The sequence below is a fragment of the Actinopolyspora sabaoui genome, assembly GCF_051225635.1.
Classification (GTDB): Bacteria; Actinomycetota; Actinomycetes; order Mycobacteriales; family Pseudonocardiaceae; genus Actinopolyspora.
The window spans coordinates 137,262-156,906 of the sequence record NZ_JBMIHH010000008.1; the positions used below are offsets into that span (position 1 = coordinate 137,262).

Here is a 19,645-nt window from a genome sequence, read left to right on the forward strand (position 1 = left end):
GCCGGGATTCGCGACGGCGGGCTCCAGGTCCTATTGGTAAGACGCGACCAGCGAGAAGGAAGACGTGCTCATGGCTGAGATGTCATCGGAGTCGGACGGTGTGTCCCGCAGGAAATTTCTCCGGGTAACGGCCTTCGGGGCCGCGGGACTGGCCGTCGGCGGCACCACGGTTGGTGTCGGGAGTGAAGCAGCGACAGCCGCCGCTGGCCGGGACTCGGTCGGCGGTTTGTCGGTCGCGGGACGGTTCGACCAGCCGCTGGGTGTGGACAACCGCACGCCGCTGCTCGCCTGGCGTCCGGAGTGGGGAACCCAGCACGCTTACCGGATTCGCGCCGCGAGCAGCCGAGCCAAACTGTCCACACCGGATCTGTGGGACACCGGCTGGGTGCGATCCGGCACTTCGACCGGGGTCGCCTATGCCGGTAAGCCCCTCGGCGCGCGGCAGCGGGTCTACTGGCAGGTGCGGATCACCGACGCCCACGGCACGGTTTCGGAGTGGAGCGCTCCGTCGACGTGGGAGCTCGGACTGCTGGACCGGTCCGACTGGTCGCCCGCTGTTTGGATCGAGCATCCCGACCGCGACAACGCCGCTCCACTACCGGTCTTCGCTCGTGAGTTCACCGTCGACGACGGCAGAACCGTAAATCGGGCACGGCTCTATTTGGCGGGCCTCGGCGCCTACGAGGCCACGTTGAACGGCAGGCGAGTCACCGACGCCGTGCACCTGCCCGGCGACTCCAACCCGCAGCGGTCGGTCGAGGCGGGGACCTACGACGTCACCGAACTGCTGGAAAGCGGCCCGAACGTTCTCGGGGTCCAACTCGGCAACGGCATCTTCAACGCCGTCGAGGTCACCAATCCGGCCGTGGGGCGAACCGAGGTCTACACCAAATTCTCCAGTGAGATCGTGCGGCCGACGACGCTGGCCGCGGCGAGCGAGGCCGGTGACACGAGCATCAGGGTGGCCGATGTCGACGGTTTCGACGTCGGGGCCACGGTGAACATCGATACCGGAGGCGGCGGCACCCGGCTGGAAAGCCGTGTCATCACGAAGGTGGGCACCGCCGGTGCGGACGGCAGCGGCATCGGCTTCACCGAGCCCCTCGTCCACGGGCACGACACGGGTGGCACCGTCACCCACTCCGGCACCGCCAACGAGACCCGTACCGCGATCAGCCCGCGCCTGCTGGCGCGCCTGGAAGTCAGCTACGCGGACGGATCCACCGACACGCTCGTCACCGACCGGCAGTGGCGCACCGCGCTCGGCCCGTCGGTCACCGACAACTGGTACGCGGGCACCGACTACGACGCGCGCCGCGAACAGCCCGGCTGGGACCAGCCGGGTGCCGACCTGTCGAAGACGGCCACGCGCAGGAACGGTGAACCGACCGGCTGGATCGCCGCGGGCATCGCCCCGCCGCCCAATCTGGCGACCGATCTCGCCTGGCGGCAGGGAAATCCGGTCAAGGTCGTCGACACCGTCGCTCCGGTGGCCGTCACCGAACCGAACCCGGGAACCTGGGTGTTCGACTTCGGACAGAACTTCTCCGCGCTGTTCGACCTCAGTGTCGACGGCTCGGTGCCCGCCGGAACCGTGCTCAAGATGCAGCCCGCCGAGTCGCTGCACGGCGACGGCACCGTCGACGCGTCCAGCATGGGCAGCGACGAGCACATCTACGACACCTACACCACCGCGGGAGCACAGCGGGGAGAGAAGTGGCGGCCGCGGTTCGTGTACCACGGCTTCCAGTACGTCCAGGTCACCGGACTTCCCTCCGGCCACCGGGTGACGAGCGGGATGTTGACCGCGCTGCCGATCCGCGCGTCGATGGACGTCTCCGGCGACGTGTCCACCTCCAGTGACATGGTCAACCGGATCCATCGGATGAGCACCCACTCGATCGCCAGCAACACGCAGTCGATCTTCACCGACTGTCCCAACCGGGAGAAACTGGGCTGGCTGGCCGACGTGCTGCATTCGCTCCAGGCCATCGATCGCAACTTCGAGATGTCGGCCTATCTGCCGCACATGCAGCGGGTGATGCGCGAAGCCCAGCTCGTCTCGGGCCCCAGCGCGGGGATGGTTCCCGCCCACGCCCCGGAGTTCCCGGTGTTCGGCGGTGGCTACCGCGACGACATCAACTGGGGAAGTTCGGTGATCGTCGTGCCGTGGTGGCTGTGGCAGCACCACGGTGACACCGCCACAATGGCCGAGTACTACCCGGACATGGTCGGCTACCACGATTTCGTCCGCACGGTGCAGGCCGGTGCGGACGGCGGTACGAACCTGGTCCGTGGCGGACTCGGCGACTGGGTGGCCGCGGACGACCGCACCCCGAAGTTGCTGACGGGCACCTACGCCTACTACCGGATGACCGACAACTTGGCGCGGATGGCCGCCGCACTCGGCAAGAGCGCCGACGCGCGGCGCTACAGCAACCTCGCAGCGGATATCAAGACCGAGTTCAACGCCCGTTTCTTCAACGACGAGCTCCGCGCTTACACCAACGAGGGCAACGGTGGCACGGTCGGCACCCAGGCCGACGACGCGCTGGCGCTGGACGCGGGGCTGGTCCCGGACGGGCAGGAGAAACACGTCCTCGACGACCTGGTCCGGCGGATCCACGCCTACCATCCCTCGGGTGGGAGGCCGCACCTCAGTGGCGGAACGATCTCGCTCGGCCCCATCTTCCGCGCACTGACCGATGGCGGGCGCGCCGACCTCGTCTGGGACGTGCTGCACGAGACCACCAGGCCGAGCTACGGGGCTTTCCTCCAGCCCAGTGAGATGAACCCCCACGGCATGACCACCGTTCCGGAGCACTGGCACGCCCCGGAGAACAGTTCGTCGCTGAACCACATGATCCTGCTGCAGATCGACGAGTGGTTCAGCACGGCCTTGGCCGGGATCCGGCGCGCACCCGGTTCCGTCGCCTACGAGAAGGTCGTCGTCAAACCTCGACTCGTCGGCACCGACGAGCATCCGCTCACTCACGTCGAGGGGTACTACGACGGTCCACGCGGCCGGATCAGCAGCTCCTGGCGGCTGGAAGGACGCGGCAGTCGGGATTTCGAGCTCGACGTCGTCATCCCGGCCAACTCGGTCGGCGAGATCCACGTTCCCACGATCCGTCCGCAGGCGGTGTGGCTCAACGGTCGTCATGTCCGCGCTTCGAAGGAAGTGAAGTTCGAGTCCTATACGGACGGCTGTGCCGTCTACTCGGTCGGGCCGGGCAACTACAACTTCAGCTCACAACTGCACCAGGGTGGAGGTCACCGATGAACGAGGTATCCAGACGAACCATTCTCGCGGCGACGGCCGGGGCGGGCGTCGCGGCCGCCCTGCCGTGGAGCCTTCCGGGGGGCGGCAAGGCGGCCGCGGCGCAGGGGGGCCACGCGGGTGCCTTCGCCGAGGCGTTCGCCGGCCCGCCCCGTACGGTGCAGGGCAGGTTCCGCTGGTGGTGGCCACACGGCCTGGTCGACCCGACGGAGATCGCGCGGGAGATCGACCAGATCGCCGACGCCGGATTCGGCGGTGTCGAGATCGCGGATGTGCACCACAGCGTCGAGGAGCCGTTGGACCCGGCCGAGCACGGTTGGGGAACTCGACCGTGGGTCGCGGCGGTGGAAGCCGCGCTGGGCAGGGCGGCCGAGCGCGACGTGACCGTCGACATCACGATCGGACCGTCGTGGCCCGCCGCATTGCCCACCGTGACTCCGCAGAGCACGGCAGCCGTGAGCGAGTTGGCGCACGGGCTCGTGAAGATCGACGGCGGCAGCTATGACGGCGAGGTGCCCGGCCCGGCGGTCGAACCCGCCTCCGGTGTCACCGAGCGCCGGTTGTACACGGTGCAGGCCGCCCGGCTCGCCGACGGCGCGGCCATGGAGAAGCCGTACCGGCTGGACCGGGCGAGCGTCACCGACCTCACCGCCTCCGTGCGCGACGGACACGTCGGGTTCACCGCCCCTGACGACGGTACCTGGCTGATCATCGCCACCTGGCTGCGCGGCTCGGGCCAGCGCCCGGAAGCAGGCCCGCACACCGAACCGGCGTCCTACGTCGTCGACCACTTCAGCGCGGCGGGTACCCAGGCCGTGATCGATTTCTGGGAAGGGGAGATCCTCACTCCGCGACTCCGGGAACTGATCCGGCGCACCGGCGGATCCATGTTCGAGGACTCCATCGAGCTGGAAACCGAAGCGACGCTGTGGACACCGGCGATGTTCGACGAGTTCCGGCGGCGCAAGGGATACGACCTGTTGCCGTACCTGCCGGTCGTGCTGCGGATGCACGAGGACGGCGTGTTCTCCTACGACGGCGTGACCGACCGTCGGGTGTCCGACGATCTCAACGACGTCCGCTCCGAGCTCTACATCGAGCACCACCTGCGCCCGCTGCGGGAATGGTTGCACGGCCTCGGGCTCGGATTGCGCATCCAGCCGTACGGTCTGGAGACCGACGCGTTGGCGAGCTCCGCGGTCGTGGACACGCCCGAAGGCGAGTCGCTGGGTTTCAACAACCTCGACGACTTCCGCTCGCTGGCGGGTGGCCGCGACATGGGCGGCAACAAGCGGCTCTCCAGCGAGTCCGCCGCCGTCTACGGCGGCTCTTACAGCACCACGTGGGACCACGTCGTGCGCACGGTTTCCCGTGAATACGCCGCGGGCGTCAACCAGGCGGTGCTGCACGGGTTCTCCTACGCCAACGCACCGGGAGCCCAGTGGCCCGGATTCGCCGCGTTCACCCCTTACGACGGCGGTGTCGGCTACAGCGAGTCGTGGGGACCACGGCACCCGATCTGGCGACACGCTCCCGATATCGCGGGGTTCATGGCACGTTCGCAGTTCGTGCTGCAGAGCGGGACGTCGCGGGTCGACGTGGCCTTCCTCCGCCAGAAGGGCTACGCGGGCACCGGTTTCGGTGCGGCCTGGTTCACCCCCGAGGGCATTCCCCGTGGTTGGACGCACCAGTTCCTCAGCCCGCGGCTGCTCGAACTTCCCTCTGCGCGAGTGGCGGACGGCAGGCTGGCACCGGACGGCCCCGGGTACAAGATGCTCGTGTTCGAGGGCGACGCCTTCAACGGGAAGGTGGAGACGATGCCGTTGGCTGCGGCGCGGCGGTTGCTCGAGTTCGCCCGCGACGGCCTGCCTATCCTCGCGGTCGGTAGCTGGGACTCGCCCACGGTTCCGGGCGTTCCCGAACCCGGCGAGAACGAAAAGCTCACCGAGGTCATGGCGCGGTTGCTCGCGCAGCCCTCGGTGTACCGCGTCGACAGCCGTGCGGGGATCGCGGACGGGGTGGCTGCGCTGGGGTTGCGGCCGGACGTGCGCTACGCCGAATCCTCACCGCTGCTGCACGCACGTCGCCATGACGAGGACGCCGAGTACTACTACTTCGTCAACGGTTCCGAGGACGAGGTGGTCGATCACGACGTCACCTTCGCCACCACCGTACGGCCGGTGATCCCGTACCGTCTCGATCTGTGGACCGGCGGAGTCGAGCGGGCTTGGGTCCACGAGGCCGGACGGGGCAACGTCCGGTTGCGGGTCCGTCTGGACCCCGGAGCGGCTACCGTGATCGTGCTGGCCCGGCCGAACTGGCTCGGTGACGGCGTCCGCAGGGGGAGCAACGTGCGGTCCACCGATGCGGACACGGTCACCGAGATCGACGGCCGAGTGGTGCTGCGCGCCGCTTCGAGCGGGACGTACCGCTCGACGTTGGCGAACGGACGGAGCGTTTCGACGCGGATCGACTCGGTGCCGGACGAGATCCCACTCACGGACTGGAAGTTGACAGTCGAGGACTGGCGTCCCGGTGACTCGCCCACCGAGACGGACGTCCGTAGCCACGAGAGGGAACTCGATTCCCCGGTGCCGTGGACGGAACTGCCCGGTCTGGCGGATGTTTCCGGGGTGGGTCGGTATTCGGCCACGGTCCACCTCGGACCCGCCTGGACGGGTGGGCACGGCGCGTACCTGCATCTCGGGGAGGTCTCCGACACGTTCCGCGTCTCGGTGAACGGCAAGGCGCTGCCGCCTGCCGATCAGCAGACCGGGGTCGTCGATCTGGGCGGTTTCCTCCGCAGGGGACGCAACACGATCGAGATCGAAACGGCATCGACGCTGCTCAATCGGATGCGCGTCTTTCGTCCGGACGTGTACGGGGCGGTCGACCGTTCGCGTTACGGCCTCGCCGGTCCCGTTCGCCTCGTCCCGTACGGCCAGGCCCGCCTGAAGTAGCCGGGGTGGCCGCGGGCGCGCGACGCGTCGCGCGCCCGCGGATCTTCGGAGCTCGGTGGGGAGGTGAAGCTGGTTGTCGTGCGCTCCTCGGGAAAGACGTACGGAGCGTGCGCAGCCACGGAGTATGAATTCCCCAGGGGGCGCGTGCGCCACCTGCCGCCGGTACCGCCACCCTCGTGAGTCCCCACGGAACACGAGAATTTTTCACGTGGCTTGCCGCATGACGTCGGCGATCGCGGCAGCGATCGGCTCGGGGTGGTCCTCGGGGGTGAAGTGGCGCCCACGGTCGATGCGCCGCAGTTCGGTGCCCAGGTCGTGGGCCAGGCGCCGACCGTAGTGCAGCTTCTGGAACCGGTCGGCGGCTCCCCATACCACCCGTGCCGGTACGTCCAGTTGGGGCAATCGGTCGGACACGGCCCTGGTGTCCGCCACGTCGAGGGCGCTGGTCTGCTGGACGAGGGCGCTTGCCGCGCCGTGCGTGACGTAGTGCCGCCAGTGCTGCCCGATCGACTCACCGGCGCGCACGGCATTGTCGTGGCCGCGTCGCAGTAGGGACACGAACATCGGGTAGACGGCGGTGTCGGGCATCCGACGCAGGAACGTTTTCCCCCGCTGCATCGCTTCCACACTCGGGATCGGCCAGGAGTCGTAGCAGATCGAGTTGGTGAACACGACTCCGGCCACCCGCGAGCGGTGCTGCGTGGCGAGATTCTGCACCACGCCACCGCCGAGGTCGTGCCCCACCAGTACCGCTTGCTCGATACCGAGGTGATCCAGCCACTTGGCGAGATAGTCGGCCTGCTGGGCTACGGAGATGTCCCGACCGCGCCCGACCGGGATGCTCGTACCGTAGCCGAGCATCTCCCACGCCAGGCACCGTCCTCCGTCGACCAGCGGCACGACGTGTCGCCACAGCTCCGGTGAGGTGGGGATGCCGTGCACGAGTACCACGGGAGCTCCCTCCCCGTGCTCGAGCCAGCGCATCGGGATGCCCTCGACCACGGCCGTGTTTTCGTGCATCGCATCCTCCTCGAATCGTCGCCGTGTGTTCCCCAGCTCGTGCCGACCCTCCCGGAACGAACGCGGTGCGGCAACGTGAAGTCCCTCCTCTCGGGCGTTGTGCCGGAGACTTCCCCCGCTCTCCGCGGTGCTGAGCAGCCGCTGGTCGTTCGGCACGACACCCATGCATTCGGGGGGTGAGTGGTACAGTTGCCGCCGGCCGAGAAGCGGGCTGTTCGATGCCGAGCGGAAGAGCCTCCCATGGCCGGAGCCCGCTTCGGGCTCACCCGGTGAGTCTGTCCGAAAGCTCGTTCAGCGTCGGCGCGGTGTGCTCGGGGCGGGTGAAGTGCGCGGGGTACGGGGCCCCACTGCGGTTGAGCCACGCCGTGCTCATCCCCGCACGGGCCGCGCCGTCGATGTCCCATGGGTGCACGGCCACGAGCAGCATCTCGGCCGGATCGGTACCGCACGTCCGGGCGGCGTACTCGTACGCGCCTCGGGCGGGTTTCCAGATTCCGGCGTCCTCGACGGACAGCAACACCTCGAACGCCTGGCGGATGCCCGCGCGGGTGAGCAACCGCTCGGCGACCCGCGTCGACCCGTTGCTCAACGTCACCAGGCGGAACCCGGCCGCGCGCAGTGCTCGCGCTCCGTCCGGCACGTCGGGGTGGACCGGTAGGTCCATGAAGCCGGACAGGACGTGCTCCACAGCCTCGTCGACGTCGCGGTCGAGCCGGAGGTCGTTCAGCAGCGTGCGCAGTGCACTGTCCGCGAGCACGGCGAACCGCTCCGGGCTGCCTGCGGCGGTCAGCGCGAAGCCGTCCCGCAGTACCGCGGCGAACCACGTTTTGGCCAGGTTTTGGGGGGCGCCGATTTCGGTGAACCGATCGGCTATCGGAGACATGTCGGACAGGGTCTCGTTGACGTCGAAAACCACTACGGAAGGCGTTCGCGCCATGCTTGTCTCCAGGTATTCGGACGAAGCCGCACCGGTCACGTCCACGATGGCACTCCGGTGCCTGCCGCGCGACCAAGGGCGTGCGCTCTTGTCCTTTCGGCTCCGCCCGGCTGCACAGGTGCTCGACCGATGTGCTGGTGCTCGTTCGGCGTGCTCGCGGGGGTCAGAGGGGCGGTGGCATGTGCGTCTCGCCACCCTTGTTCGCGCCGAGCCGGGTGGAAATCTCGGCGGCCGTCTCGCGCACGGTTTCGGCCAAGTGGGCGCGTAGTTCGGGGGAGACGCGGAAGCTGGGAGCCGACAGCAGCAGGGCGGCGGCGAGATGCCCGCGGTGATCGCGCACGGGTGCGCTGATACCGACTTCCTCCACGTGGGTCTCTCCCGCGTTGACGGCCACGCCGGACTCGCGAACGGTCGCGAGTCGTTCGAGGTAGGCACTCACATCGGACTCGTCGTGGGGGGTGGGACCCAACAGCCCCCGTTCCAGCAGTTCTCGGACTCGCCCCTCGGGGAGTTCGGCGAGGAACACCTGCACCGACGCACTGGCCGAGGTGGTGTAGCGGGTTCCGATGGGGCTGGTGTGCTTGACTTGTTTCGGGCTGGCGACCTGTTCGACCGAGACGGACTCGTGACCGCTCCACACGAGCAGGGCGCTGGTCTCGCCGGTGCGTTCGGAGAGGCGCTCCAGCGAAGGGTAGGCCAGGCGACGCACGTCGAGATTGGCGAGCAGGGGACCGGCTATGCCGATCAGACCCAGACCGAGCCGAAAGCGACCGCTTTCCTGATCCCGCAGGACAAGGTCCATCTGTTCGAGCTGATGCAGTAGTCGGGAGACCGTGCTCTTGTGCAGGTCCACCCTGCGCGAGATCTCGGTGACCCCGAGGGCGGGCTCGTCCACGGAGAAGGCGTGCAGAATGCGGATGCCGTTGCGCAGCATCGAGGACGCGTTCCTCGGTTCCTGCTGATCGAGCCCGTCGTTGTCGGTCATGATCGTGCTGTGCTCCTGTGCCACCGCACATCGCGTCGGCCGCGACGCCGCCGGTCTCCGCCCCTCGGGTGAGGGCGGAGACCGGAACAGCCTGCGGGCCGCCGTCAGGCGGGGAGGATGTTGTGGTCGGGTCCGTAGGGGAAGCCAGTGATGTTCTCGGCACCGTTCTCGGTGACCACGAGGATGTCATGCTCGCGGTACCCGCCCGCGCCTGGCTGTCCCTCCGGAATGGTGATCATCGGTTCCATCGACACCACCATGCCCGGTTCGAGAACGGTGGTGATGTCCTCGCGCAGCTCCAAGCCCGCTTCCCGGCCGTAGTAGTGCGACAGCACCCCGAAGGAGTGGCCGTACCCGAAGGTCCGGTGCTCGAGTAGTCCCTCGTTCTCGTAGACCTTGTTCAGCTCCGCGGCGATGTCGGCACAGACCGCGCCCGGTCGGATGAGTTCCAGGCCGCGCTCGTGCACGGTGGTGTTGACCCTCCAGTGCCGCAGCTGCGCTTCCGTGGGCTCGCCGTACACGAGGGTGCGTTCCAGCGCCGTGTAGTACCCGGCGATCATGGGGAAGCAGTTCAGGCTGAGAATGTCACCGCGCCGGACCTGCCGAGAGGTGGGCCAGTTGTGGGCTCCGTCGGTGTTGACCCCGGACTGGAACCAAACCCAGGTGTCGCGCAGCTCGGTCTCGGGAAAGGTGCGCGCGATTTCCCGGACCATCGCCTGGGTTCCCGCGAGAGCGACCTCGTACTCGGGGACGCCTTCGGTGATGGCATCGACCACGGCGGCTCCGCCGAGGTCGGCGATGCGCGCGCCCTGCTTGATCAGAGCGATCTCCTCGGCCGACTTGACCATCCGTTGCGCCATGGCCGCCGCGGAGACGTCGACGAGCTCGAATCCGGGCAGGGTCGCGGCGAGTTGGGCGCGCAGCATCGGCGGGATGTCGTCGTCCTCGACACCGAGGCGGCCGCGGGTGACTCCGGCGTCGGAGAGCACCGTGGCGATGGCGTGCTGGTAGTTGTCGCGTTGCCAGTCGGTGTAGACGATGTTGTCACCGAAACTGCGCCGCCACGGTTGGCCCGCGTCGATGTTGGCCGAGACCGTCACATGGCTGTCGTGGGTGACCACCAACGCGTAGTTACGCCCGAACGCGGTGTAGAGGAAGTCGCTGTAGTAGTTGACGTTGTGGTAACTGGTGAACACCACCGCGTCCACACCGGATGCGGTCATGTGCTCGCGTAGCGCGGCCACGCGGCGCCGCATCTCGGTCTCGGAGAACGTCGGGACGACGCGTTCTCCGTTGTGGATGGTTTTGAGTCGTTCCGTGTTCATCGGGCGAATCCGTTCTGCTGCTCTGCGGTGTGCTGGGGTTCCTGGATCGACTCCGGAGGGTCGTCTCCGGGGGAACTGTGACGTGCGGCGAGCATGACCAGCGCCGCGGCGAGCCCGGCGGCCGCGAGGTACCACGCGGGGGCGATCGGGCTTCCGCTCGCGTGGATCAGGGAGGTGGCCACGAAGGGGGCCGTCCCTCCGAAGAGCGCGTTGGCCGTGTTGAAACTGAACGCGAAACCGCTGTAGCGGACCCGGGTCGGGAACAGCTCGGCCAGGAAAGCGGGAAGGGTGCCGTCGTTCGTGCTGAGCACGAGCCCCAGTGCCGTGTGAATCAGTACTACACCGACCAGACCACTGACTCCGATCAGGAGGAACACCGGGACCGTCAGCACGGCGAAGAGCACTCCGGCGGTGGTGAGCATCTTGACTCGACCGACCCGGTCCGACAGCCGACCCATCGTGAGCACCGCGGCGATGTAGACGACGAGCGTGACACTGGTGGACACGAACGAGCTCGTCTCACCCATGCCGAGCTCGTTGGACAGGTAGGTCGGCATGTAGCTGAGAAGCATGTAGAACCCGACAGCGTTGAGGCTGGCCGCGCCGAAAGCGATCAAAAGCCTGCTCTTGTTGTGGGTGAAGGTCTCCTTCAGCGGGGCTTGCGTGGCCGACTGCTGGTGCTCCAGTTCCCGGTACTCGGGGGTGTCCTCGAGTTTCAGCCGGATGTAGCGGCCGATGAGCCCCAGCGGCGCCGCGAGCAGGAACGGAACGCGCCATCCCCAGGAGGACATCGCCTCGTCCGAGAGGGTCGTGGTCAGCGACGTGACCACGAGCGAGCCGAGCAGGAGTCCGGCGGCGGTGCTCGCGGGCACCACACCGGTGTAGAAGCCCCTGCGGTTCCGCGGGGCGTATTCGTAGAGGAACGCCGAAGCGCCCGCGTACTCGCCCGCCGCGGAGAAACCCTGCACGAGCCTGGTGACCAGCAGCAACAGGGGTGCTGCGATGCCGAGGTAGGCGTATCCCGGCAGCAGGGCGATCACGAAGGTCGCCGCGGACATGATCAGGATTGACAGTGACAGAGCGGTGCGCCTGCCGACCCGGTCGCCGAAGTGGCCCCAGAAGAGCCCACCCACGGGACGGATGACGAACGACAGTGCGAAAACGCTGAACGTGGCCAGCAGACCGGCAGTGGGGGAACTCGTGGGGAAGAAGACACCGGCGATCGTGGTGGCGAGGTAGCCGTAGACGGCGTAGTCGAACCACTCGACCAGGTTGCCGATGAAGCTCGCGCTCACGACCCTGCGCATCGTCGATGCCGCGGGCTGTCGGGGCGAGTGGGTGGGATCAACAGGTACGGAAGGCATGTAACCCACCCCCGTGCGGGTCGAGCCGACGGCGCAGCAGCGCCTCGGCAGGGCCGTTTCCCGTTGAATCCGTGCTGGATTTTGTACAACAACGTTGCATTGGACGAAACGTAAGTAGCGACTCGGGGAGTGTCAACATCCCTGGGGTTCGGGGCCCGGTGTTGCTTTCCGCTGCGTAACAGTGTGGTCGGTTTGTTCATCTTGGTTTTTCCTGGTGTGGGTATGAGTGAGTAACGAATGGATATCGTTGCAACGGCGTTGTTTTTCAAGCAACATTGGTGCGAGATCTGTGTCACGCCCCGCTGCTTTCTCGCGGTCGGGGCGCCGTAACGGCGGTGGGAAGAAATCCTCGTGGGGGTGCTCGTGACACGTGCGGTGATGGAATCGCGACTCATCGAGATTCGTGCGGACCGATGAGTGGGATGGTGGCGCTCACAGCTGGTTATCGCCCAGTGCCTGGCGGTCGACCGCGCCACCCCGACATCACAATGCCGGGAGGTGGTTGCGTCGTCTCCGACGGCTCCATCGGCAACACGATGATCATCCGTTCGGCTCCTTCCGGAGCGGGAACGCGAGCCGCGTCGATGCCGAATTCGCGTGTCCGTTCGGCCCGTACGGCCGGGGTGGGATGGGACACGGTCCGAGTGCGGCAGGCATTGTCCAGTTGTCTTCCGGCTGTGCTGCAGCAGCCGGTCGCCGGCTCGGCTCGTTACCGGAGGCCGGTTCCGGGGGATTCCGGCGGGTGCCGGACAGGGTCGACGCTGTCGCGCCCCTCGACGCACACCTGTGCCGATCGCTCGGGGTGCGTGGCGTTTTGCCGACCGAGTGAGCCCGTTGACGTGTTCGTTTCCGCTGTCCCGTCACTGGAACCGCCTGGCAGTGGCGCCGCGCGTGGATGATCCGTCGGGACCTGCCTCCGTCGCCCTCACGAGTGTTGTCGAGACAGTACCGGCCCACCACGGATCAGCAATCACCCGCACTGCGGCTACACGGTTTTTGTGTCAGTTCCCTCCCGGGGGGATGTTCCGAGCTCCGGGCCGTACGGCTCGGCTCGGAGGAGAGTCACGTGAACCGTCGTGCCCGCGGGGGTGGTGTAGCTGTGACGTTCGCCTTCCCGCGCGCCGAGCAGCGCTGCCCCGAGGGGCGCTTCGGGTGAGTACACCTCGAGGTCATCTGTGGTCTCACCGGTACGTGTCCCGAGGAGGAAGGTTTCGGTATCGTCCTCGTCGTCGAAGCGGACGGTGAGGATCATGCCGGGCTCGGCGATGCCGTCGTCGGGTGGGATCTCGCCGACTACCGCTCGGTTCAGGAGATCTTGGATCTGTCGGATGCGGGCATGACGGCGGTTCGCGTCTGTGATGTGGTCCGCATCGATCTCGTTTTTCCCTTCGGTATCCGGTTCCGAGAAAGAGACGCGTTCATCGCGCAATGCTGCCAGCTCGGCGCGGAGATTCTCGTAGGATGATTTTGTGAGCCAGACCGGGTGGTCCTGTGCGGTGTTCATGGTTTCGTCCTCGTGCTGCTCGCCGATATGCGCTGTGGTTTCGACTGTTGAGGTGGGAATCAGACCGGCATCGTGGGCGAATTCGGTGGCCAGGCGCAGCAGCATGTTGCGTTCGGTACGCAGCAGATTGTTCTCGCTGCGCAGCCGGTCCAATTCTTCCTGCCCGTCAGTGACGAGTGGAGGGTGCTGGTGACAACCTTCCGCTGTGCACATCGGAATTCCTCGAGAGGTGGTCGGATTCAGGCGGGGTCGAATGCGCGGAGTTCCTCGCTGCGCTTGCCCGTGGTTATGGTCTCGGCGAGCAGGCGCCCCGTGAGGGGGCCATGGGTGAGCCCCCACATGCCGTGCCCGCCGGCCACGTAGATGTTCGTTCCGGGGGTTACTGAACCGATCAGCGGATAACCGTCCGAGGTCACCGGTCGAGGACCCACCCACTCGTCGGTGCGTTCTTCCCAACTCACACCAGTGAGGTACGGACGTGCGGAGGCAATGATCGCCTCGATACGAGTGGGGTCGAGTGCGTCGTCCGGTTCGCGGAACTCCATCGTGCCCGCGACGCGCAACCCGTCCGCGTACGGAGTGCAGGCCACACGGACCTCGGGCAGATACATGGGGCCGGGGACGGGCTCCGTGGTGGGAACCGTGAACGAGTAACCGCGTCCGGCATGCACCGATGCCCGCAACCGCCGGGGGCGCACGAGTTGGTCCAGCCAGGAACCGGTGGCGAGTACGGCCGCCTCCGCGGAGAGGCTTTCCCCTGTCTGTGACGTGAGGCTCGCGGTACGGCCTCGCGAGTGCACGTCGGCCACCTCGAAGTCCGTCCGGATCGTGCCGCCCCGCGCGCGCACCGACTCCGCCAATGCTGTGACGAACGCGCCGGGGTCGACGAAGCGCTGCCCCTCCAGCCGGATGCCGACGCCGATGCGTTCTGAGGCCTGCGGCAGCTGAGCGCGTACCTCCTCGGCGGTCAACATTTCGTACGCAACGTTCTGGCCGGCACGGCTCAAGAGCCGGAACTCGCGTAGCAGACCGGTTGCCTGTCGAGGTGTTTCGAACACGGCGGTGATCGGTGCCTCGACTGTTTCGGAGCGCACTCCGTTAGCCGTGAGCACGTCGAATGCTTCCAGACACTCAGAGTTCAACGGCAGGTTGGCTCGTATCGCTCGCCCCCAGCTTTTCCAGGTGCAGTGGGCGGCGAACCGCAGGAGGAACCGCCACAACCCCGGCTTCCAAGAGAAGGGGATGTGCAGCGGGGCGCCGGGATCCAGCAGTGAGCGCATACCGTACCGGAGTACGGCCGGTTCGTTGAGCGGTACCGCCAGCCCGGGCGAAAGGAGACCCGCATTGCCCCACGAAGCCCCGGTGGCCACACCACGACGGTCGAGCACGGTCACGTTGATCCCACGCTCCTGCAGGAACCACGCCGTGGACAGCCCGACAATCCCGGCGCCGACCACCACGGTGGTACTCGGGGCCGTACTCGCGCCTTCGCCCACTCGAGACATGCTCGTCCTCCCCATCTCGCCCAGACGCTCTCGTTTTCAGTATGTCGTCACAGCTGACAGGGCGGCTTGTGCAGAATGAACAATCATCGCGGGTCCTGTTGTTCGTTCCTGTCAAACAGGAGCGGGCGACGCGGATCGTCCGACGCGCTCCCGGTCTTCGACAGCACACTGGTGGTTGGCAGGACCGCCGTGTCACCGCCGCACGATGTCGGCGGTTCGATGTGCGTAAAGTCCGGGAACGCCAGTTGCCCACATCGCCGTGAAGTGCACAGGAGGGCTGTTTCACGTGGTCAAATTGGATCGGTTGATCACTGTCCTCGGCGGTTACGGAGTTCGACTGGTCGGCCCGCGCGCGGCACGCGAAGTCGAGCTGCGCAGCATCGTCATGCACGATCCGACCGAGACCTCGCCCGCTTTCGGGGACGTGTTCCTGGCGGTGGGAGTGGAGTCTTCCCGGCGTGCCGTCGAGCTCGCCGCGGCTGCGCACGCTGTGGTGCTGCTGCTGCGCAGTGACCTCGACACGGACGAGGAACTCCATCGGCTTGGGCAACAGCACGAGGTCACCATTCTTCTCATTGACCCGGCGGTGTCGTGGAACCAGTTCGTCGAGGCCGTCTACGGCTTGGTGTTCGAGGGCAGGGAAACGGAAGCCGGTCGAGGTCCTAGCGACCTGTTCGCTCTTTCGGACACGGTCGCCGCCGCTGTTGAAGGACCGGTCACGATCGAGGACCGTCTTTCGCGGGTGATGGCCTATTCGAGCCTGCAGCAGCAAGGTGACACCGCGCGGCACGAAACGATTCTCGGCAGGCGAGTTCCGGAGGAGATCCGCGGACTGTTTTTCGAACGGGGAGTCTTCGCCCATCTCGCGGAGTCGGACGAACCGTTGTTCGTCGCCCCCTCGACCCACCACGGGCTGGGTGCTCGTACTGTCACCGCCGTGCGAGCCGGGCGGGAACTGCTGGGCTCGCTCTGGGTCACCTGTCAAGGTCCGCTTCCCGAACAACGCCGCAGGATCCTGCGCGAGAGCGCCCGCACTGTCGCCCTTCATCTGCTGCGATCACGCGTCAGCGCCGACCTGGAACGACAGGTCGAATCAGAGCTCGTCATCGCGCTGCTCGAGGCGGCCCCGGACACAACCACCACACTCGGCAAACTCGGTCTCGGCCCTGGTCCGTTCCGCGTCGTAGCCCTGCAGGCTCATGCCCACGGGGAGCGACACTCCGCTGTTCTGCTCGCCTTCGAACGCGCCACCACCGGATTCGGTTGGTCACGTCCAGGTCGCAGTGCACTGTTCGGTAACACCGTGTACACCCTGCTTCCCTGTGGTGATGACCCCGCCTTGGCACGTGAATGGGTACGAACCGTAGTCGCGAATCTGCCCGAACACGTCACCATCGCTGCGGGCATCGGTGCTCCTGCCACACCTGGACAGCTTCCGACCAGCAGAAACGAAGCCGACGAGAGTTTGGCGCTGCACACCACCCGAAAGGGAGCCATTACGGCGGTCAGCTACGACGAATCCTGGGATCAGATCCTGCTACAGCGGATGCGTACCGCCGCAGCCTCCGGGCGTATCCCCGCCCGCGGGCCGCTCGCCGACCTCGCCCGTCACGACGCGACCCACAGCACGAACTACCGAACCACCTTGCGCACATGGCTGGAGGCCCAAGCCGACCTCCCTGCAGCCGCCAAACGGCTCGACGTGCACCCCAACACCGTGCGTTACCGTCTCCGCAAGATGCACGAAATCACTACTCTGCACCTCGAGGATCCGGACGAGCGGCTAGCCATGCTGATCGCCTTGGCAGTCGAAGCCGATCACATCTGAACCGCTCGACCGAGCGTGGTGGAATCAGCCCCCTCGAAACCGCCTGCCGTGCGACACGTGTGCTCACGGCCCGTCACCGTCGAGCAGTCGGTCAAAGTGGCCCTCGGGGTGGGCTCGGGTCGGCAGCCTCTCGGAAAACGGCAGAAGCTCTTGCTGGGCGACTTCGTATATTCGGCGCAGCTCGACGACCGGCTCCACGTGTTCGTCCACCCGCAGATCCAGGTACGGGTACGGATTTCCGCTGTGAACATACAGCGCAGCGCTCTGCTTGCCTCTCCTGTCTCCGCCCGCTTTCTGACCCGCCTCCAGAGAGGTCAGCAATCGTTCCGGCAACGAGGTCGACCACGAACGCTCGTACCGTTCGGCCATGTCATTCACGGTGGCCTCACCGACGAGCATGTTTCCCGCCGCCACGTAGCCGTTACCGATGCGGTGTCCGCTCCACGGATGGGTCTCCGTTCCGGTGTGCACGGCACAACGACCCGCGCTGTCCACCACCGCGATTTGCCGCGATTCAGCGGCAGGATCCGCATCACGAACATGGCTCAGGGTGTCCTCAGCCGGAAGACGCCGCAGCAGGTCCAGTCCATCGGCACCGGCCAGTGGATTGATCAGCGCCTGCGTCGCGATCGCCCCCGCCCCGGAGCGGGCGAACACAGCCAAACCACCGATGGCCGGCATCCGTGTACTCACCGCGACACCGCACATTTCGGTCTCGGTGTCGTAGGCGACGATCGAGAATGTCATCCGTCGATCCTATGCGAAAGAGCGCGACGAAGGTTGTGCGCTCCAGCGATGGTCGGAGGGCACGATCTTCATCACTCGTTTCTCGATCATGATTTTTCCGCGATGTCGCCGTGGGGGGTTTGATCGAGGTCTCTGCCGAGGTTTCGCCTGGCACTCTCGAGGTCCGGCCGCGATCACTGGGCCGAGGATGAAACGGAGCATCGCCGATGACTCCGGTGTCAAGCCGTGATCACACATGGCAAAGTCTCCGATTTCGGGTAGGCCGAGAGCCACGGTTGGCTCGAGGCGACGGCTACACCCCGTCCCCGGGGGCTGGTCCGGTTCGGCGTCTCAATTCGGGACACCGAACGGAGCAGTCGGACAGTAAGCTGTGTCACAGTCATTGCCGACACGGCGGAGCGTACGAGGAGGTGCGTGGTGAACGAGCTCGCCGAACGGGTTCACACGGACGACGCATCGGTGGTCCCCACCCGGCGATTGTCCGCGTCCTGGCAGCGCAGCCAGGAGTACGGCGCACCGGCGGAACGGGTCGCACCGGTCTACACCGGGGAGGTCGACGACGAGTCGCTGTTCTTCCGGTGCGGCCAGGAAGTCCTGCACGGCCTGCACGAGACGCTGGCCAACGAACCGGTCAGCATGATGTTGACCGACCACGAGGGCCATGTGCTCACTCGGAGCTGCCAGGATCGTGCCCTGGTCAAAGCCCTGGACAACACCTACCTCGCCCCGGGATTCGCCTTCTCCGAACGTGAGGCGGGCACCAACGGGCTCGGGCTCGCCCTGGCAGACAGGATGCCGTCGCTGGTCCGCGGCGACGAGCACTACTGCACCGGACTGTGGGACTACACCTGCGCGGCCGTTCCGATCCTGGACCCCGTGCAGGGCTACCTGCTCGGCAGCGTCAACCTGACCACCTGGTCCCGCAAGTCGGCCGACCTGCTGTTCGCCCTGGCTCAGACGGCCGCCGGACACACCTCGGCGCTGATGCTGGCCCGCGGTCGCGGTATGCGGCCTCGGCCGACGCCGCGCGGCGAGGTCTTCCGGGTGAGCACCACGGTCCGCGCCGAACCGACCTCCGAGCTGTCGGAGGCGTGGCAAACCGCGCTGCGTGAGGTCCGAGAAGCGTTGGCCGAGGGGCTCTCGGTCGGCGTTGTCGGCGAAGCGGGGGTCGGCAGAACCACCCTGCTGACCACGGCGCTGCGCCGCACGCAGCCGCACGACCGGATCCTGCACGCCAGCCCACCGGACCCCGGGGACACCGCGTCCTGGCTCGCGCTGTGGACCCCCGAGCTGGGCAAGCACAACACCAGCATCGTCGCCGCCGAAGTGGATACCCTCCCGTCGTGGGCGGCCACCGAACTCGCCGGAATCATCGCCGCGCGCTCCCGGCGACCACTGGCCGTCACCGCGCGCGAGGCGACGACGATCCCGGAAGCACTCGCCCGACACGTCGACACGGTGGTCGAACTCCCACCGTTGCGTCGGCGTCCCGACGACGTCCTGCCGCTGGCCGAAAACCTGGGCAAACTCGCCCGTGGTCGGGAGGTCCGGTTCACCCCGGCGGCGGCCCGCGCGCTGCGGAACTATCACTGGCCGGACAACGCGGAGCAACTTCGGCGAGTGGTGCGCGAGGCAGCGGCCAGAAGCGATGTGGTCGATATCCGACACCTGCCTCCTGAAGTGCTGTGCGGACCGACCCGCGCGTTGACCCGGATCGAAACGCTCGAGCGCGACGAGATCGTCCGCTGCCTCGCCGAACCGAGCACCACCGTCACCCGCGCCGCCGAGATTCTCGGCATGGGGCGGGCGACGATCTACCGCAAGATCACGCAGTACGGCATCCACATCCCCGAATGAACGAGTCGTGGCCCGGTGCCACTCCGCGAGCGGCCGCATGTGAACCCGTCGCGGTAAACACCCGGAATCCCGAATGCCGGAGAATCGTCCCGGAAAGCGATTCCGAAAAGGAATGATTACCCCCTGTAGGGGCTCGGCAGGAGCTGTTGATTTCCGGCCGACAGTACTGCCACACAGTGTTCGGGAATTCAACACGCCGTTTTCCGGTCCGCTGCCGTCCGCCACGGCGATCCTCGATCGGATCGTCTCAAACTGAGACATTCGCTCGCCCCGCCTTCCCGGAATTTCCGCCTATCGTTCCCCCCAATACACCGAAGCTCTCGGAAAGCGCGG

The 19,645-nt window shown here is 66.9% G+C and carries 12 protein-coding genes; 4 read left to right on the forward strand and 8 right to left on the reverse strand.

Annotated elements, in window-relative coordinates; translation table 11 throughout:
- The first annotated feature begins 70 nt into the window (after nt 1-70).
- Nucleotides 71-3,283: a family 78 glycoside hydrolase catalytic domain gene (locus ACOQFL_RS16385; protein WP_435545045.1), complete on the forward strand. Its 3,213-nt coding sequence runs from the start codon at nt 71-73 to the stop codon at nt 3,281-3,283.
- A complete protein-coding gene (locus ACOQFL_RS16390; RefSeq protein WP_435545046.1) occupies nt 3,280-6,240 on the forward strand; it encodes a glycosyl hydrolase in 2,961 nt (986 codons plus the stop codon). The genes ACOQFL_RS16385 and ACOQFL_RS16390 overlap by 4 nt, the downstream gene beginning before the upstream one ends.
- Nucleotides 6,241-6,444: 204 nt before the next feature.
- Here the strand turns inward: ACOQFL_RS16390 and ACOQFL_RS16395 are convergent, their stop codons facing one another.
- From ACOQFL_RS16395 to ACOQFL_RS16425, 7 genes are all read right to left on the reverse strand, one after another.
- Nucleotides 6,445-7,260, reverse strand: a complete 816-nt coding sequence (locus ACOQFL_RS16395; RefSeq protein ID WP_435545047.1) for an alpha/beta fold hydrolase — start codon at nt 7,258-7,260, stop codon at nt 6,445-6,447.
- A gap of 262 nt (nt 7,261-7,522) precedes the next feature.
- A complete protein-coding gene (locus ACOQFL_RS16400) occupies nt 7,523-8,197 on the reverse strand; it encodes a haloacid dehalogenase type II (RefSeq protein WP_435545048.1) in 675 nt (224 codons plus the stop codon).
- 163 nt (nt 8,198-8,360) lie between these two features.
- Nucleotides 8,361-9,182: an IclR family transcriptional regulator gene (locus tag ACOQFL_RS16405; protein WP_435545049.1), complete on the reverse strand. Its 822-nt coding sequence runs from the start codon at nt 9,180-9,182 to the stop codon at nt 8,361-8,363.
- 104 nt (nt 9,183-9,286) lie between these two features.
- The gene (locus tag ACOQFL_RS16410) at nt 9,287-10,507 is read right to left on the reverse strand and encodes a M24 family metallopeptidase (protein ID WP_435545050.1); all 1,221 of its coding nucleotides are present in this window, start codon (nt 10,505-10,507) and stop codon (nt 9,287-9,289) included.
- Nucleotides 10,504-11,871 (reverse strand): MFS transporter, encoded by a 1,368-nt coding sequence (locus ACOQFL_RS16415; protein ID WP_435545051.1) that lies wholly within the window; start codon nt 11,869-11,871, stop codon nt 10,504-10,506. Before ACOQFL_RS16415 ends, ACOQFL_RS16410 begins: the two co-directional genes overlap by 4 nt.
- Before the next feature lie 985 nt (nt 11,872-12,856).
- Nucleotides 12,857-13,588, reverse strand: a complete 732-nt coding sequence (locus ACOQFL_RS16420) for a GreA/GreB family elongation factor (protein ID WP_435545052.1) — start codon at nt 13,586-13,588, stop codon at nt 12,857-12,859.
- Between the two features lie 26 nt (nt 13,589-13,614).
- A complete protein-coding gene (locus ACOQFL_RS16425; protein WP_435545053.1) occupies nt 13,615-14,880 on the reverse strand; it encodes an NAD(P)/FAD-dependent oxidoreductase in 1,266 nt (421 codons plus the stop codon).
- Between the two features lie 286 nt (nt 14,881-15,166).
- Between ACOQFL_RS16425 and ACOQFL_RS16430 the strand changes: the two genes are divergently transcribed.
- The gene (locus ACOQFL_RS16430) at nt 15,167-16,708 is read left to right on the forward strand and encodes a PucR family transcriptional regulator (protein ID WP_435545054.1); all 1,542 of its coding nucleotides are present in this window, start codon (nt 15,167-15,169) and stop codon (nt 16,706-16,708) included.
- A 63-nt stretch (nt 16,709-16,771) separates the two neighbouring features.
- Here the strand turns inward: ACOQFL_RS16430 and ACOQFL_RS16435 are convergent, their stop codons facing one another.
- Nucleotides 16,772-17,455, reverse strand: coding sequence for a DUF1028 domain-containing protein (locus ACOQFL_RS16435; RefSeq protein WP_435545055.1), 684 nt, complete (start codon nt 17,453-17,455; stop codon nt 16,772-16,774).
- 417 nt (nt 17,456-17,872) lie between these two features.
- On the opposite strand from ACOQFL_RS16435, the gene ACOQFL_RS16440 reads away from it, so the two are divergent.
- Complete coding sequence (locus tag ACOQFL_RS16440; RefSeq protein ID WP_435545056.1) at nt 17,873-19,312, forward strand: GAF domain-containing protein; 1,440 nt, start codon at nt 17,873-17,875, stop codon at nt 19,310-19,312.
- Nucleotides 19,313-19,645 lie beyond the last annotated feature (333 nt).

Bases quoted from the DNA above. Each gene is read 5' to 3' on its own strand.
- ACOQFL_RS16385 (WP_435545045.1), top strand. From the start codon at position 71: ATGGCTGAGATGTCATCGGAGTCGGACGGTGTGTCCCGCAGGAAATTT.
- ACOQFL_RS16390 (WP_435545046.1), top strand. From the start codon at position 3,280: ATGAACGAGGTATCCAGACGAACCATTCTCGCGGCGACGGCCGGGGCG.
- ACOQFL_RS16395 (WP_435545047.1), bottom strand. From the start codon at position 7,260: ATGCACGAAAACACGGCCGTGGTCGAGGGCATCCCGATGCGCTGGCTC.
- ACOQFL_RS16400 (WP_435545048.1), bottom strand. From the start codon at position 8,197: ATGGCGCGAACGCCTTCCGTAGTGGTTTTCGACGTCAACGAGACCCTG.
- ACOQFL_RS16405 (WP_435545049.1), bottom strand. From the start codon at position 9,182: ATGACCGACAACGACGGGCTCGATCAGCAGGAACCGAGGAACGCGTCC.
- ACOQFL_RS16410 (WP_435545050.1), bottom strand. From the start codon at position 10,507: ATGAACACGGAACGACTCAAAACCATCCACAACGGAGAACGCGTCGTC.
- ACOQFL_RS16415 (WP_435545051.1), bottom strand. From the start codon at position 11,871: ATGCCTTCCGTACCTGTTGATCCCACCCACTCGCCCCGACAGCCCGCG.
- ACOQFL_RS16420 (WP_435545052.1), bottom strand. From the start codon at position 13,588: ATGTGCACAGCGGAAGGTTGTCACCAGCACCCTCCACTCGTCACTGAC.
- ACOQFL_RS16425 (WP_435545053.1), bottom strand. From the start codon at position 14,880: ATGTCTCGAGTGGGCGAAGGCGCGAGTACGGCCCCGAGTACCACCGTG.
- ACOQFL_RS16435 (WP_435545055.1), bottom strand. From the start codon at position 17,455: ATGACATTCTCGATCGTCGCCTACGACACCGAGACCGAAATGTGCGGT.